Here is a 15,025-nt window from a genome sequence, read left to right as displayed (position 1 = left end):
CCGCCCATGAGACTCGGAGTCCTCGACGTCGGTTCGAACACAGTGCACCTCCTGGTGGTGGACGCCCACCCCGGCGCCCGGCCGCTGCCCGCCCATTCCCACAAGGCGGAGCTGCGGCTCGCCGAGCTCCTCGACGAGCGGGGCGCCATCGCGCCCCACGGCGTCGAGCGGCTCATCGCGACCGTCAGGGACGCGCTGCTCGCCGCCGAGGACAAGGGCTGCGAGGAGGTGCTGCCGTTCGCGACCTCGGCGGTCCGCGAGGCCAGCAACGCCGACGCCGTCCTCGCGCGCGTGAAGGACGAGACCGGGGTCGACCTCCAGGTCCTCACCGGCGGGGAGGAGGCCCGGCTCACCTTCCTCGCCGCCCGCCGCTGGTACGGCTGGTCCGCCGGCAAGCTCCTCCTCCTCGACATCGGCGGCGGCTCCCTCGAAGTCGCGTACGGCCTCGACGAGGACCCCGACACCGCGGTCTCCCTGCCGCTGGGCGCGGGCCGGCTGACCGCCGGCTGGCTTCCCGGCGACCCCGCCGACACCGCCGACGTGAAGGCCCTCCGCCGCCATGTGCGCGCGCAGATCGCGCGTACGGTCGGCGACTTCAGCCGCTCCGGCCGCCCCGACCACGTCGTGGCCACCTCGAAGACGTTCAAGCAGCTGGCCAGGATCGCCGGCGCCCCCGGCTCGGGGGAGGGCCTCTACGTCCAGCGGATCCTGACCCGCAAGTCCCTGGAGGAGTGGGTCCCGCGCCTCGCCGCGATGACCGCCCCCGAGCGCGCGGCCCTGCCGGGCGTCTCGGAGGGCCGCGCGGGCCAGCTCCTCGCGGGCGCGCTCGTCGCCGAGGGCGCGATGGACCTGCTCGGGGTGGAGGAACTGGAGATCTGCCCCTGGGCCCTGCGCGAGGGCGTCATCCTGCGCCGCTTGGACCACCTGCCGACGGAGTAGCCCGGGCACGCGCGCGCGGCGCCGGAACCCGAGGGACCCCCGCCCACGCGCGCGTGCCCCACCCCGCCGGAAACCCCATCCCACGCGCGCGCGGGATGCCCGCCGGCGTGACCTGAACCACCCCCCGGCCCCCCGGCCAGCCCCGTACCCTGTCCCCGTGGCAGAACCAGTGGTGCGCATCCCGGATGCGAAGGTCGCCCTGTCGACGGCCTCGGTCTATCCGGAGTCGACGGCGACGGCCTTCGAGATCGCCGCGCGCCTCGGTTACGACGGTGTCGAGGTCATGGTGTGGACCGATCCGGTCAGCCAGGACATCGAGGCGCTCCGCCGCCTCTCCGACTACCACCAGGTCCCGATCCTGGCCGTGCACGCCCCCTGCCTCCTCATCACCCAGCGCGTCTGGTCCACCGATCCCTGGACCAAGCTCCAGCGCGCCCAGGCGGCGGCCGAGCGGCTCGGTGCGTCGACGGTCGTCGTCCACCCGCCGTTCCGCTGGCAGCGCCAGTACGCCAAGGACTTCGTCACCGGCATCTGGCGGATGGCCGACGAGACGGACGTGCGGTTCGCCGTCGAGAACATGTACCCCTGGCGGTACAAGGACCGCGAGATGCTCGCGTACGCCCCCGAGTGGGACGTCACCAAGGGCGACTACCGGCACTTCACCGTCGACCTCTCGCACACCGCGACCGCCCGTACCGACGCCCTCGCGATGATCGACCGCATGGGCGACCGGCTCGGTCACGTCCACCTCGCCGACGGCAAGGGCTCGGCCAAGGACGAGCACCTGGTCCCGGGGCGCGGCACCCAGCCCTGCGCCGAACTCCTGGAGCGGCTGGCGCTCACCGGCTTCGACGGCCATGTCGTCATCGAGGTCAACACCCGCCGCGCGATGTCGGCCGCCGAACGCGAGGCCGACCTCGCGGAGGCCCTGGCGTTCACAAGGCTCCACCTCGCGTCGGCGGCCCCCCGCCCCTCCCGGGTGCCGCGACCGTGACCGCACCGGCCCCGCGCCGGCGAGGCCGCCCCTCCCGTACCGGCGAGGAGAGCGGACCGGGCACCCGCGAACGCATCCTGGAGGCGGCCCGCGCCCAGTTCGCCGAGCGGGGTTACGACCAGACCTCGGTGCGTGGCATCGCCAAGGCGGCCGGGGTGGACCCGGCGCTCGTCCACCACTACTTCGGGACGAAGGACGAGGTCTTCGCCGCTTCCATCGAGGTCTCCTTCGAAGCGGCGACGGTGGTCCCGGCGATCGTCGGCGGCCCCCGCGAGGCGATCGGGGAGCGGCTCGCGCGCTTCTTCATCGGCGTCTGGGAGAATCCGGCCAGCCGCGCTCCGCTGCTCGCGGTGGTGCGCTCGGCGCTGACCCACGAGGCGGCGGCGAAGGTGCTGCGGGCGTTCGTGCTGCGGCGGCTGCTCGAACGGATCGCGGCCGAGCTCGACGTACCGGATCCGAAGTTCCGGGCGGAGCTCGCGGCCTCCCACATGATCGGGATCGCGATCATGCGGTACGTGATCCAGGTCGAGCCGATGGCCTCGGCGGACCCGGAGGACATCGTGGCCCAGGTGGCCCCGACGCTCCAGCGCTACCTGACCGAGGCCTGAACACCGGCCGGAGGCCCGTACCGCGCGCCCCGGCCGAGCCCGGTCCGCCGGGCCGAGCCCGGACCGGCAACTGAACACCCGGTCCGCCATGCGGACGCACTGTCCAGATCGTGGTCCGTCGGCGTACGCTCGACGGCAAGCACACCCTTCACGAGGAGCGAGCGACGATGCCCGAGCTGAGGTCCCGCACAGTCACCCACGGCCGCAACATGGCGGGCGCACGCGCCCTGATGCGCGCCTCCGGTGTACCCGGCGCGGACATCGGCCGGAAGCCGATCATCGCGGTCGCCAACTCCTTCACGGAGTTCGTCCCCGGCCACACCCACCTCCAGCCCGTCGGCCGGATCGTCTCCGAGGCCATCACGGCCGCCGGCGGCATCGCCCGCGAGTTCAACACGATCGCCGTCGACGACGGCATCGCGATGGGCCACGGCGGCATGCTGTACTCGCTCCCCTCCCGCGACCTGATCGCGGACAGCGTGGAGTACATGGTCGAGGCGCACTGCGCCGACGCCCTGATCTGCATCTCCAACTGCGACAAGATCACCCCCGGCATGCTGATGGCCGCCCTGCGCCTCGACATCCCGACGGTCTTCGTCTCCGGCGGCCCGATGGAGTCCGGCCGCGCCACCCTCGTCGACGGCTCGGTTCGCACCCTCGACCTGGTCGACGCGATCTCCGACGCGGTGAACCCGAACATCTCGGACGAGGACATCTCCCGCATCGAGGAGAACGCCTGCCCGACCTGCGGGTCCTGTTCCGGCATGTTCACCGCCAACTCGATGAACTGCCTGACCGAGGCGATCGGCCTCTCCCTCCCCGGCAACGGCACGGTCCTCGCCACCCACACCGCCCGCAAGGCGCTGTACGAGGACGCCGCCCGCACGGTCGTCGACATCACCCGCCGGTACTACGACGAGGACGACGCCTCCGTCCTGCCGCGCTCGATCGCGACCCGCGGCGCCTTCGAGAACGCCATGGCCCTCGACATCGCCATGGGCGGCTCGACCAACACGATCCTGCACCTGCTGGCCGCCGCTCAGGAGGCCGAGCTCGACTACGGCCTGCCGGACATGGACGAGGTCTCGCGCCGGGTGCCCTGCCTGGCCAAGGTCGCCCCGAACGTCGCCAAGGACCGTACGTACTACATGGAGGACGTGCACCGGGCGGGCGGCATCCCGGCCATCCTCGGCGAGCTCTACCGCGCGGGACTCCTGAACGAGGACGTCCACACCGTCCACTCCCGCTCAGTCAAGGAGTGGCTGGACGCCTGGGACGTGCGCGGCGGCTCCCCCTCGGAGAAGGCCGTCGAGCTGTGGCACGCGGCCCCCGGCTGCGTCCGCTCGGCGACCGCCTTCTCCCAGTCGGAGCGCTGGGACACCCTCGACGCGGACGCGGCGAGCGGCTGCATCCGCGACGCGGCCCACGCGTACTCGAAGGACGGCGGCCTCGCCGTCCTGCACGGCAACCTCGCCGCCGACGGCTGCGTCGTGAAGACCGCAGGCGTCGACGAGTCGATCTGGACCTTCGAGGGCCCGGCCGTGGTCTGCGAGTCGCAGGACGAGGCCGTCGAGAAGATCCTCAACAAGCAGATCACCCACGGCGACGTGGTCGTCATCCGCTACGAGGGCCCGCGCGGCGGCCCCGGCATGCAGGAGATGCTCTACCCGACCTCCTTCCTCAAGGGCCGGGGCCTGGGCAAGACCTGCGCCCTCGTCACCGACGGCCGCTTCTCCGGCGGCACCTCGGGCCTGTCCATCGGCCACGCCTCGCCGGAGGCCGCCTCGGGCGGCACCATCGCCCTCGTCGAGGACGGCGACCGCATCCGCATCGACATCCCGAACCGCTCGATCGAGCTGCTCGTCGACGAGGAGACCCTCGCCGCCCGCCGGGACGCGCTGAACGGCGTGTACGAGCCGAAGAACCGTCAGCGCAAGGTGTCGGCGGCCCTCCGCGCGTACGCCGCGATGGCGACGAGCGCCGACAAGGGCGCGGTCCGCGACGTGACGAAGCTGGGCTGACCCGCCCTGAGACCCGCCCGGACACCCACCCGGAGCGGGCGGGAACGAACGACGGCGGCGGGGAGCGGGCGGAGACGCCCGCTCCCCGCCGCCGTCGTCCCCACGCCGCCGCCCGATGTCACCAGGACGCGGGATCGCGCGCGTCCACCGCGAAGACGGAGCCGTCCGGGGCCGTGCCGAACACCCGGTCCCCGACCACCAGCGGTACGGGCACGAGGGGCGCGTACTCCATCCGCCCGTTCGTGAGCCGGGGCCTGGTCTGGCCGATCAGCGCCCCGCGCGCGGTGTCCACGGCGAGCAGCCGTCCGTCCTGGGCGGCGAAGTACAACCGGTCGCCGGGGCCGAGGACCGGCGCGGACACGTTCCCGGCGCCGGTCTCCAGCTCCCACAGCACCCGGCCCCTGGGCGCCGCCGTGTCGAAGGCGGTGAGGTGCCCGTCCGCGTCGAGGACGTGGACGACCGCGCCGCGCACGGCGACGCCCCGGATGTCGATCCGGTAGGGCAGCGCGAGCCGGCGCACGGAACCGCTCTCGGGGTCCAGCAGGACCAGGGCGTCGAACAGCGCCTGGTAGCGGGAGGCGAGGAGCACGGCGCCGTCCCCGGTGAGGCCCAGCGGGTCGAGGTCGCCCTCCAGGTTCCGCTGCCGGACCAGCTCGCCGGTCCTCGGCCGGAGCGTGGCCACGCGCGTGTGCGTGCCGTCGGCCGAGATCTCGGACACGGTCATCAGCCCGGTCGGGGCGTCGTACGGCCCGAGCCGCGCGGCTCCGAAGCCGGCAAGACCGTGCCGCCAGAGTTCCTTCCCGGTGCGGCCGTCGACGGCCCGCGTCCCGCCCTGCCCGTCGGACAGCACGACGGCGGAACCGGCCGTCCGGTACAGCTCGGGGAGGTCCGCGTCGGCGGTCCAGCCGGGGACGCCGCCCTCGGCCGCGTACGCCCGCAGGGGCCCGGTCGGCGTGGAGGCGCCGACCAGACCGTCGGCGAGGAAGAGGGGCGGCTTCGGGGAGTCGCCCTCGACGGGAGTGGTCCGCGACCAGAGGACCCGCCCCGTGACGGGGTCGAGCCGGGCCAGGCCGATGCCCCGGGCCGCGCAGTACAGGGCGCCGCCGCCGTACGCGCAGGCGGGAGCGGCGGTGGGGCCGTGCTTCTGGAGCCCGGTGTGCCAGCCGGCGAAGGCGGTGCCGACCTCGGCCGGACGGGCGGGCGGCTCGGGGGTCCCGCCCGCCGGCGGGGTCAGCGCCGCGTACAGCCCGGCCCCGGCCAGCGCGAGCGCGGCGACGACGGCGAGCGTCGGCCGGAGCCGTACCCTGCCGAGGCCCGTGCGGCCGGATGTCCCGTCGGCGCGGTCCCGGCCGGGGCGCGGACGCCGTCGGGGCGGGGCCGGCGCGGTGGCCCGGACCGGTGTGTCCGCGTCCCACGCGGGCGTGGGGCCGGACTCGTCGTCCCGGCCGTCCGGCAGGGCGGGCCGCCGCCGCTGCGCCGGTATGAAGGCCTCCGCCGCGTACGAGGGCGGCAGCAGCGCCGACATGATCTCGGCCGGCGTCGGCCGCCCGGCGGGGTCCTTGGCGAGGCAGCGCGCGACGAGCGGCGCGAGGTCCGCGGGCACACCCGTCAGGTCCGGCTCGTCGTGGACCACCTGGTACGCCACGATGTACGGGCTGTCGGAGTCGAAGGGGCCGTGCCCGGTCGACGCGTGCACGAGCACGGAGCCCAGCGCGAACACGTCCGCCGCGGGACCGACCTCCCTCGGCCGCTGGAACTGCTCGGGCGCCATGAACGGCGGCGAGCCGATGAGCTTGCCCGTCTCGGTGTGCAGATCGCTGTCGACGGGCCGCGAGATGCCGAAGTCGATGACCTTGGGGCCGGTGTCGGTGAGCAGGACGTTGCTGGGCTTGAGGTCGCGGTGGACGACCCCGGCGCGATGGATGTCGCGGAGGGCCTCGGCGAGTCCCGCGGTGAGCCTGCGCAGCTCGGCGGGGGCCAGCGGGCCGTTCCGTTTCACCTGGTCGGAGAGGGTGGGCCCGGGGACGTAGAGGGTGGCCATCCACGGGCGTACGGCATCGGGGTCGGCGTCGACGACCGGCGCGGTGAAGGCCCCGCTGACCCGGCGGGCGGCGGCGACCTCCTGGCGGAAACGCGCCCTGAACTCGGGGTCCTCCGCATACCGTGCGTGCACGACCTTGACCGCGAGCCGTAGCCCCGAGGCCGAGGCGGCGAGGTGCACGACCCCCATGCCACCGGCGCCCAGGCATGCCTGGAGGCGGTAGTCGCCCGCGTACTCGGGCCCCTCCGCTTCCCGGTCGGCACCGGTGTTTCGCAGCGGCGGCATCGCCCACCCCCGTGTGGTTGCCCGTCACCTCGCGCGCACGTGCGCGACCCGACGGAGCCTAGTCCATGACCCCCGCGATGTCGGTGCGGCTTGCTAGCCTGCGCGTCGCGGAGAGTGAAACTCAGCGGAGTGCTTTTGCGCCAACGGGGGAGGACCAGATGGACACGGACAAGAAGAAGACGACGGAGGACGCCGCCGCGCCGAGCGCGGTGACGGCGATGGCCGCTTCGCGCTACACGGTCGCACCGGGCTACCGGGTCAACGTGCGCTCGGGCCCGGGCACCCAGTACGCGATCGTGCGGGTGCTGCCCCTGGACGCCACGGTGGCGATCACCTGCCAGAAGTACGGCGAGTGGATCACCGGCCCGTACGGCACCACGAGGATCTGGGACAGCATCGCGCCCGGCGAGTACGTCTCCGACGCCTATGTGCACACGGGCAGCGACGGCTTCGTCGCACCGCGCTGCGCCTGAGGCCCTCCTCCGCCGGCCCGGGGATAATCGACCTCGTGAGCGACCAGAGCGACGACGAGCAGACCCCCCGTACGGCCGGCGGCACGGGCGGCACGACCGGCGGCACCCCCGCCGGGCCGCAGCCCGAGGAGATCCGTTTCTTCGGCACGACCTGGGTCGACCACGACGGCAATTACACGGCGCGCCGCGTCGGCATGGCCGCCGGCTCGCTCGCCGTCGCCGTCGCGGCCTGCTTCGTGCTGCGCTTCGCGTACGAGGGCCTGGAGATCGCGGACGTCGGCGGCATCGTCAACATGCTGGTCGTCGTCATGTTCGCGGTCTGCAGCGCCATCGCCTTCCGCAAGACCTGGGAGGGCTTCCTCCGCCGGCCCGCCGACCCGGCCCGCGAGGAGTCCCTGCGCAGCCTCAAGGCGATCGGGTTCATCGGCTCGCTCCTCGCCTACTGCGCCCGCTGCTTCGTCGAGGCACCCGGCGAGAAGCTGCGCCGCGCCGAGTACGAGACGGCCGTCGCCCAGTTCGAGAAGCGGCGCGGAACCCGCACGGGCAACCCGGCCGCCCGCAAGAAGCCCAAGCGTAAGTAGCCCAAGCGCAAGTAACCCGCGCGCCAAGCGGCGCGCCCCGGCTGACCGTTCCCGGCCGACCGTTCCCGGCCCACCGCCCCCGAATCGCCCCGCCCGGCCCCGGCCCCCGCCCCCGAATCACCGCTCCCGAAATTCTGTCCGCGCCGATGTCACACTTCGCGGGGCCTGCGCCGTCCCCTTGGCATGCAGACGACACAGCACCGCCCCGCCCACCGCGTTCTCGTCCTCGGCGCCGGATACGCGGGCCTCATGACCGCCCTCCGGCTCGGCCGGCACGCCCAGGTCACCCTGGTCGACCCCGCCGACCACTTCACCGAGCGGGTGCGGCTCCACGAGCGGGCGGCCGGCCGCCCCGACGTCACCCACCCCCTGGCCGGACTCCTCCACCGCACCGGCATCGAACACGTCCCGGCCCGCGCCACCGCCATCGACACGGCGGCCCGCCTGGTCACCACCGACGACGGCCGCCGCCTCCCGTACGACCGGCTGGTCTACGCCCTCGGCAGCCGCACCCGTCTGCCCGCCACGCCCGGGGACTCCCGCGCCTACACGGCGGAGTCCGCCGGGGCGCTGCACAAGCACCTGCGGGACCGCCCCGGCACGGTCACCGTCGTCGGCGGCGGTCTCACCGGCATCGAGACGGCCACCGAGCTGGCGGAGACGTACCGCCCGCTGGGCACCGGGGTACGCCTCCTCACCGGGGGCCGGGTCGGCCCCGGGCTCTCCCCGCGCGGCGCGGCCCATGTGCACCGGGTCCTCCAGGCGCGAGGGGTCCGCGTCGAGGAGGGCCGCAGGGTCACCAGCGCCGACGAGATCGACTCGGACGTGGTCGTCTGGGCCGCCTCCCTCGTCCCGAACGCCGAACTCGCCGCCTCCGCCGGCCTCACCCTCGCCCCCTCGGGCCGGATAGCCGTCGACTCCTCGCTCCGCTCGGTCTCCCACCCGGAGATCTACGTCCCCGGCGACGCGGGCGCCGCCCCGCACGCGGCCACCGGCGGGGAGCTGCGGATGGCCTGCGCCACCGCGCTGCCCACGGGCATCCACACGGCGCGGTCGATCGAGAGGGAGCTGCGCGGCGAGGAGCCGGAGCCGCTCGACTTCGGGTTCCACTTCCAGTGCGTCAGCCTCGGGCGCCGTGACGGACTCATCCAGTTCGTCCACCCGGACGACTCGCCCCGCGACCGCATCCTCACGGGCCGCCCGGCGGCGGTGTTCAAGGAGCTGGTGGTACGCGGCGCGACCTGGCTCGTCCGCCGCTCGGCCCACCGCCTCTGACCGGCGGGGCACACCGGGTGCTTGACGACGGGTACCCCCGGGAGCAGTATTCATCACATGATGAATTACTCGGCGGGGGAGCCCGCCGACCCCGCCGGCCACGCCCGGGCCACCACGTCGCCCACCGCCGCGGCCCAAGAGGCCACCCCCGCCATCACCGCCCACGGCCTCACCGTCGTACGCGGCGACCGCACCGCCCTGCGCGACCTCGACTTCACCGTCCCCGCCGGCCGCATCACCGGCCTCCTCGGCCCCTCCGGCTGCGGCAAGTCCACCCTCATGCGCGCCGTCGTCGGCACCCAGGCCAAGGTCGACGGCACCCTCCGCGTCCTCGGCCGCCCCGCCGGCGACGCCGCCCTCCGCTCCCGCATCGGCTACGTCACCCAGGCCCCCTCCGTCTACGACGACCTCACCGTCCGCCAGAACCTCGACTACTTCGCCGCCGTCCTGCTCCCCGGCCGCGCCCGCCGCCAAGAACGCCGCGTCGCCGTCGACCGGGCCGTCGAGGACGTCGACCTCGCCTCGCACGCCGACTCCCTCGCAGGCCGGCTCTCCGGCGGCCAGCGCAGCCGCGTCTCCCTCGCCGTCGCCCTCCTCGGCACCCCGGAACTCCTCGTCCTCGACGAACCCACCGTCGGCCTCGACCCCGTACTCCGCCGCGACCTCTGGAACCTCTTCCACCAGATCGCCGCCGACCGCGGCACGACCCTCCTGGTCTCCTCGCACGTCATGGACGAGGCCGAGCGCTGCCACCGCCTCCTCCTCCTGCGCGACGGAGAACTCCTCGCCGACGACACCCCCGAGAACCTCCGCCGACACAACGACACCCACACCGTCGAGGAGGCCTTCCTCCACCTGGTCGACGCCGCCGCGGCCCGAGCCGCCCACGAGGAGCCCCGGACATGAACACCGCACGCACCCTCGCCACCGCCGCCCGCGTCCTGCGTCAGCTGCGCCACGACCCCCGCTCGATCGCCCTGATGCTGCTGGTGCCCTGCGTGATGCTCTTCCTGCTCCGGTACGTCTTCGACGGGAGCCCGGGCACCTTCGACAACATCGGCGCCTCCCTGCTCGGCATCTTCCCGCTGATCACGATGTTCCTGGTGACCTCCATCGCGACCCTCCGCGAGCGCACCTCGGGCACCCTCGAACGCCTCCTCGCCATGCCGCTCGGCAAGGCCGACCTCATCGGCGGCTACGCCCTCGCCTTCGGACTCGTCGCCGTCCTCCAGTCCGTCCTGGCCACCGGCCTCGCCGTCTGGTTCCTCGGCCTCGACGTCATCGGCTCCCCCTGGCTGCTCCTCCTGGTCGCCCTCCTCGACGCCCTCCTCGGCACCGCCCTCGGCCTCTTCGTCTCGGCCTTCGCCGCCTCCGAGTTCCAGGCCGTCCAGTTCATGCCGGCCGTGATCTTCCCCCAGCTGCTCCTCTGCGGCCTCTTCACCCCGCGCGACCGCATGGCCCCCGCCCTCGAAGCGATCTCGGACGTCCTGCCCATGTCGTACGCCGTGGACGGGATGAACCAGGTCCTCCACCACCCCGACATCACCGGCGACTTCGTCCGCGACGCCCTCGTCGTCGCGGGCTGCGCCGTCCTCGTCCTGGTCCTCGGCGCGGCCACCCTCCGCCGCCGCACCGCGTGACCGCCCCTCGGACACCACCACACCACCCGGCCCACCGGTGCGAGGATGACGACACGTACCCCCTCCGGCGAGGTGAACAGAGCCATGACCCAGACCGTCGCAGTCCTCGGCACCGGCAAGATCGGTGAAGCGCTCCTCAGCGGCATGATCCGCGCCGGCTGGCGCCCCGCGAACCTCCTGGTCACCGCCCGCCGTGCCGAGCGCGCCGAGGAACTCCGCGCCCGCTACGGCGTCGAGACCGTCACCAACGCCGAGGCCGCCAAGCGCGCCGACACCCTCATCCTGGCCGTGAAGCCCCAGGACATGGGCCGCCTCCTCGACGAGTTGGCCCCGCACGTCGCCGCCGACCGCCTGGTCATCAGCGCCGCCGCCGGCATCCCCACCTCTTTCATCGAGGACCGCCTGACCACCGGCACCCCCGTCGTCCGCGTCATGCCGAACACCCCCGTCCTGGTGGACGAGGGCATGTCCGTCATCTCGGCCGGCAGCCACGCCACCCCCGAGCACCTCGCCCACACCGAGGAGATCTTCGGCGGCGTCGGCAAGACCCTCCGCGTTCCCGAGTCCCAGCAGGACGCGGCCACCGCCCTGTCCGGCTCGGGCCCCGCGTACTTCTACTTCCTCGTCGAGGCCATGACCGATGCCGGCATCCTCCTCGGCCTGCCCCGCGCCCAGGCCCACGACCTCATCGTCCAGGCCGCCATCGGCGCCGCCGTGATGCTCCGCGACAGCGGCGAGCACCCGGTCAAGCTCCGCGAGGCCGTCACCTCCCCGGCCGGCACCACCATCAGCGCCATCCGCGAGCTGGAGAACCACGGCGTCCGGGCCGCCCTCATCGCCGCCCTCGAAGCCGCCCGCGACCGCAGCCGCGAACTCGCCTCCGGCAACAGCTGACCCCTACTACTCCGAGGCCGCGCCCTTCAGCACGTCCTCCGTGGTCACGACCCGGGCGAACCGCCCACCGTGCAGCGACACCGCCGTCGCCCGGGTCAGCTCCTCCGCCGTCTGCGTCCAGTCGAACGGCCCCGCCAGGTCGAAGGTGTGCATCGCGTCCAGCGGGAACAGCACGTCGTACCCGAGGTTCCCGCCCATCCGGGCCGTCGTCTCGTTGCACATGTTCGTCTGGATCCCGACGATCACGATCTGCCCACGCTGTCCATCAGCGGCTCCGCCGCGGGCCGCGCCCTTCAGCCAGGCGTCCAGATCCGGCTCCCCGTAGAACGCCGAGTTCACCGACTTCGTGACGAGCAGCTCCGGACCGGAGCCCTTCCCCCGCCGCTCCTCGACGAAGTCCTTGAACCCGTTCCCCTCGGTCCCCGGCTCCAGCGGCGAACCCGCCCGGGGCGAGTCGTGCCGTACGAAGACGACCGGCCGTCCCGTCTCCTGCCAGGCATCGATCAGGGCCGCGATGTTCCCCTCGGCCCCCGGGTTGTCCCGGCGCCCCCAGAAGTCGAACTCGAAACCCTTCTGTACGTCGATGACCACCAGCGCTGCGTTCTCTGCGATCTCCATGCCCACGATCCTTCCCCCGCGCGGCCCCCACTCCCAGAGGGATGAATGACAGCGATCGATGATTTACTGCCACACGTGCCGCCGACCCCCGCGCCCCGCCCCCAGCGCATCGCCCTCCTCTCCTTCCCGGGCGTCCGCGCCTTCGACATCTCCGTCATCACCGAGGTCTGGGGCAGCGACCGCACCCTCCGGGGCGTGCCGCCCTTCGAACTCCGCAGAGCCGCCGCCGACCCGGACACCCCCATCCCCCTGCGCGGCGGCCTCACCCTCACCCCCGACCGCCCGCTCGACTGGCTCGACGCCCTCACCACCACCGACCTGGTCGTCGTCCCCGGCATCGAGGACCCCGACGCCGGCCTCCCGGCCCCCGTCCTCGACGCCCTCCGCCGCGCCCACACCAGGGGCACCCCGGTCGCCTCGCTCTGCGCCGGCGCGTTCGTCCTCGCCCGCGCCGGACTCCTCGACGGCCGCCGCGCCGTCACCCACTGGCACCTGGCCGCCACCCTGGCCGCCCGCCACCCCGGGACCCAGGTCCAGGCGGACGCCCTCTTCGTCGAGGACACCGGAGTCTGGACCTCCGCAGGCACCGCCGCCGGGATCGACCTCTGCCTCCATCTCGTACGCACCGCCCACGGCGCCGAAGCAGCCGCGGCCATTGCCCGCTCGATGGTCACCGCCCCCTTCCGTACGGGCACCCAGGCCCAGTTCATCGAGCACCCCACGCCCCGCGCCGACCGGGACGCCGACGCCCTGGCCGCCGTCCGCGCCCATGCCCTCGCCCACCTGGACGAGCCCCACACGGTCGCCACGCTCGCCGCCCGTGCCGGCATGTCCCCCCGCTCCTTCGCCCGCCACTTTCAGGCGACCACCGGAGCCACCCCCCTGCACTGGCTCATCACCCAGCGCGTAGCCGCCGCGCAGAAACTCCTCGAACTGACCGACCACCCTCTCCCCGAGGTGGCCCGCCGCGCGGGCTTCGGCAGCGAGGTCACGATGCGCCAGCACTTCGCCTCGCACCTCGCCACCAGCCCGCGCGACTACCGCAATGCCTTCCGTCACCCGGCGGGCAACAGCCCGATCGCCCGATAGGCCCGGTCCACCAGGGGCCGCGCCGTTCCCCGGGCCCGCTCGGCCCCGTCCCGCAGCACCCGGTCCACATGACCGGGATCCGCCGCGAGCCCGGCATGCCGCTTCCGTACGGGCCTCAGCAGCTCGACGACCGCGTCCGCGGTATCCCTCTTCAACGCCCCGTACGACGCGTACGCATCAGCGAGCACCTCGGGCTTCCCACCCGTCGCGGCGGCCAGCAGATCGAGCAGGTTCGCGATCCCCGGCCTGCCCTCCCGGTCGTACTCCACGTCCCTCCCGCTGTCGGTGACCGCCCGCATGATCTTCCGCCGCACGGTCTCCGCGTCATCGAGCAGATAGACGATCCCGGCCGTGTTCGCGTGCGACTTCCCCATCTTCGAGTGGGGGTCCTGCAGGTCCATGACCCGCGCCGCCACCTCGGGCCGAGTGGCCCGGGGCACGGTGAACGTGTGCCCGTACCGCTGGTTGAACCGCACCGCCAGGTCCCGCGTCAGCTCCACGTGCTGAGTCTGGTCCTCACCCACCGGCACCTCGTCGGCTCCGTGCGCCAGGATGTCCGCCGCCATCAGCACCGGATACGTCAGCAACGACAGCCGCACCCCTTGCCCGGCCGCCCGCGCCTGGACGCTCTTCTCCTTGTACTGGATCATCCGCCGCAGCTCACCGTCGGTGGCCGTGCACTCCAGCAGGTACGAGAGCCTCGCGTGCTCGTCCACGTGGCTCTGCACGAACAAGGTGCACAGCTCCGGATCGAGCCCCGAGGCCAGCAGCAGCGTCGCCGCCTGCCGGCTGAGCCTCCGCACCCGGGCCGGATCGTGCTCGACGGTGAGGGCGTGCAGGTCCACGACGCTGAACAGCCCCTCCGCCCGGTGCTGGTCGACCTCGACCCACCGTCGTACGGCCCCGAGGTAGTTGCCCAGCGTCAGATGCCCGGTGGGCTTGACCCCGCTGAAGATCCTGGTCATCGCGTTCGTTCTCCCTCTTCTCCTGGGCGCCGGCCTCGACGGCCCGGCTCCCGGAGGGGGATACGCGAACGGCCGCCGAAGCGGCGGCCGCGTGGTGCATGCGCGAGTGCGGGCCGCCGTCAGGCGGCCCACCACTGGGTGGTGTGCGCACGCGTAGTCATGGGGGAGAGGCTACTCCCCAGGCCCCGGGTTGACACGGGATTACCGGATCCGTAGTGTTCTCCGAGTTGTCCGACGTGAGCACCGACTCCGGTCGGCCCCGGACAGCCATTCCGCAAGATCCACAGAAGCCGTCGGCGCTTTGTCGCGCCGTTCTGCTTTCCGTGCGTTTTTGCGAAATGAGGAATCCGCGTTCGAACTACGGACGCAGCCGCCCGATTAGCGTCGGAGGCAGGGAATCCGCTAAAGTCTCACTCGTCGGAACGGCCCAACAGCCGGAAAGGCAAATCCCGCTGACTGGGAATCAGACGCCGAAAGGATCTGATAGAGTCGGAAACGAAGGAAGCGCCGGAGGAAAGCCCGAGAGGGTGAGTACAAAGGAAGCGTCCGTTCCTTGAGAACTCAACAGCGTGCCAAAAATCAACGCCAGATTAGTTGATACC

The 15,025-nt window shown here is 73.1% G+C and carries 14 protein-coding genes; 11 read left to right on the top strand and 3 right to left on the bottom strand.

All coding sequences use genetic code 11. The features are described 5' to 3' along the window. Positions 1 to 6 precede the first annotated feature (6 nt). From ABT154_RS30720 to ilvD, 4 genes are all read left to right on the top strand, one after another. On the top strand, positions 7 to 939 hold the full coding sequence (locus ABT154_RS30720) for a Ppx/GppA family phosphatase (RefSeq protein WP_351861181.1): 933 nt from the start codon (positions 7 to 9) through the stop codon (positions 937 to 939). Between the two features lie 157 nt (positions 940 to 1,096). Continuing rightward, positions 1,097 to 1,933 (top strand): sugar phosphate isomerase/epimerase family protein, encoded by an 837-nt coding sequence (locus ABT154_RS30715; protein ID WP_351861179.1) that lies wholly within the window; start codon positions 1,097 to 1,099, stop codon positions 1,931 to 1,933. Continuing rightward, positions 1,930 to 2,541: a TetR/AcrR family transcriptional regulator gene (locus ABT154_RS30710; RefSeq protein ID WP_351861177.1), complete on the top strand. Its 612-nt coding sequence runs from the start codon at positions 1,930 to 1,932 to the stop codon at positions 2,539 to 2,541. The genes ABT154_RS30715 and ABT154_RS30710 overlap by 4 nt, the downstream gene beginning before the upstream one ends. Positions 2,542 to 2,708: 167 nt before the next feature. Then, on the top strand, positions 2,709 to 4,562 hold the full coding sequence (gene ilvD / locus ABT154_RS30705) for a dihydroxy-acid dehydratase (protein ID WP_351861175.1): 1,854 nt from the start codon (positions 2,709 to 2,711) through the stop codon (positions 4,560 to 4,562). Positions 4,563 to 4,680: 118 nt separating this feature from the next. On the opposite strand, the gene ABT154_RS30700 is transcribed toward ilvD, so the two are convergent. Beyond that, complete coding sequence (locus ABT154_RS30700) at positions 4,681 to 6,888, bottom strand: protein kinase domain-containing protein (protein ID WP_351861173.1); 2,208 nt, start codon at positions 6,886 to 6,888, stop codon at positions 4,681 to 4,683. 158 nt (positions 6,889 to 7,046) lie between these two features. Here ABT154_RS30700 and ABT154_RS30695 point away from each other — a divergent pair, with 158 nt between their 5' ends. The 6 genes from ABT154_RS30695 to proC all read left to right on the top strand — a co-directional run bounded on the left by ABT154_RS30695 (position 7,047) and on the right by proC (position 11,751). After that, entirely contained in the window at positions 7,047 to 7,361 is a 315-nt protein-coding gene (locus ABT154_RS30695; RefSeq protein WP_502969625.1) for a peptidase, read from the top strand. Between the two features lie 35 nt (positions 7,362 to 7,396). Next, a complete protein-coding gene (locus tag ABT154_RS30690) occupies positions 7,397 to 7,942 on the top strand; it encodes a hypothetical protein (RefSeq protein WP_502969624.1) in 546 nt (181 codons plus the stop codon). Between the two features lie 183 nt (positions 7,943 to 8,125). Next, complete coding sequence (locus tag ABT154_RS30685; RefSeq protein WP_351861171.1) at positions 8,126 to 9,217, top strand: NAD(P)/FAD-dependent oxidoreductase; 1,092 nt, start codon at positions 8,126 to 8,128, stop codon at positions 9,215 to 9,217. A gap of 57 nt (positions 9,218 to 9,274) precedes the next feature. Next, complete coding sequence (locus ABT154_RS30680) at positions 9,275 to 10,123, top strand: ABC transporter ATP-binding protein (RefSeq protein ID WP_351861169.1); 849 nt, start codon at positions 9,275 to 9,277, stop codon at positions 10,121 to 10,123. Beyond that, a complete protein-coding gene (locus tag ABT154_RS30675) occupies positions 10,120 to 10,857 on the top strand; it encodes an ABC transporter permease (protein WP_351861167.1) in 738 nt (245 codons plus the stop codon). The genes ABT154_RS30680 and ABT154_RS30675 overlap by 4 nt, the downstream gene beginning before the upstream one ends. Before the next feature lie 84 nt (positions 10,858 to 10,941). After that, positions 10,942 to 11,751: a pyrroline-5-carboxylate reductase gene (gene proC / locus ABT154_RS30670; protein ID WP_317877189.1), complete on the top strand. Its 810-nt coding sequence runs from the start codon at positions 10,942 to 10,944 to the stop codon at positions 11,749 to 11,751. Between the two features lie 6 nt (positions 11,752 to 11,757). Here the strand turns inward: proC and ABT154_RS30665 are convergent, their stop codons facing one another. Next, positions 11,758 to 12,369, bottom strand: a complete 612-nt coding sequence (locus ABT154_RS30665) for a cysteine hydrolase family protein (protein WP_351861165.1) — start codon at positions 12,367 to 12,369, stop codon at positions 11,758 to 11,760. A 45-nt stretch (positions 12,370 to 12,414) separates the two neighbouring features. Here ABT154_RS30665 and ABT154_RS30660 point away from each other — a divergent pair, with 45 nt between their 5' ends. Beyond that, positions 12,415 to 13,458 carry a GlxA family transcriptional regulator gene (locus ABT154_RS30660; protein WP_351861162.1) on the top strand — a complete coding sequence of 348 codons (1,044 nt, stop codon included), beginning with the start codon at positions 12,415 to 12,417 and terminating at the stop codon, positions 13,456 to 13,458. On the opposite strand, the gene trpS is transcribed toward ABT154_RS30660, so the two are convergent. After that, positions 13,425 to 14,423: a tryptophan--tRNA ligase gene (trpS, locus tag ABT154_RS30655; protein ID WP_351861160.1), complete on the bottom strand. Its 999-nt coding sequence runs from the start codon at positions 14,421 to 14,423 to the stop codon at positions 13,425 to 13,427. The genes ABT154_RS30660 and trpS overlap by 34 nt on opposite strands. Positions 14,424 to 15,025: the final 602 nt, after the last annotated feature.

Source organism: Streptomyces sp. NPDC001728 (assembly GCF_040297565.1).
In the GTDB taxonomy this organism is placed as follows: domain Bacteria; phylum Actinomycetota; class Actinomycetes; order Streptomycetales; family Streptomycetaceae; genus Streptomyces.
This window is presented reverse-complemented; position numbering and strand designations above follow the sequence as displayed.

What these genes read in the sequence shown, in the direction of transcription:
- ABT154_RS30720 (WP_351861181.1), top strand. Translation starts at nt 7, where the DNA reads ATGAGACTCGGAGTCCTCGACGTCGGTTCGAACACAGTGCACCTCCTG.
- ABT154_RS30685 (WP_351861171.1), top strand. Translation starts at nt 8,126, where the DNA reads ATGCAGACGACACAGCACCGCCCCGCCCACCGCGTTCTCGTCCTCGGC.
- ABT154_RS30700 (WP_351861173.1), bottom strand. Translation starts at nt 6,888, where the DNA reads ATGCCGCCGCTGCGAAACACCGGTGCCGACCGGGAAGCGGAGGGGCCC.
- ilvD (WP_351861175.1), top strand. Translation starts at nt 2,709, where the DNA reads ATGCCCGAGCTGAGGTCCCGCACAGTCACCCACGGCCGCAACATGGCG.
- ABT154_RS30680 (WP_351861169.1), top strand. Translation starts at nt 9,275, where the DNA reads ATGATGAATTACTCGGCGGGGGAGCCCGCCGACCCCGCCGGCCACGCC.
- trpS (WP_351861160.1), bottom strand. Translation starts at nt 14,423, where the DNA reads ATGACCAGGATCTTCAGCGGGGTCAAGCCCACCGGGCATCTGACGCTG.
- ABT154_RS30660 (WP_351861162.1), top strand. Translation starts at nt 12,415, where the DNA reads ATGACAGCGATCGATGATTTACTGCCACACGTGCCGCCGACCCCCGCG.
- ABT154_RS30695 (WP_502969625.1), top strand. Translation starts at nt 7,047, where the DNA reads ATGGACACGGACAAGAAGAAGACGACGGAGGACGCCGCCGCGCCGAGC.
- ABT154_RS30675 (WP_351861167.1), top strand. Translation starts at nt 10,120, where the DNA reads ATGAACACCGCACGCACCCTCGCCACCGCCGCCCGCGTCCTGCGTCAG.
- proC (WP_317877189.1), top strand. Translation starts at nt 10,942, where the DNA reads ATGACCCAGACCGTCGCAGTCCTCGGCACCGGCAAGATCGGTGAAGCG.
- ABT154_RS30665 (WP_351861165.1), bottom strand. Translation starts at nt 12,369, where the DNA reads ATGGAGATCGCAGAGAACGCAGCGCTGGTGGTCATCGACGTACAGAAG.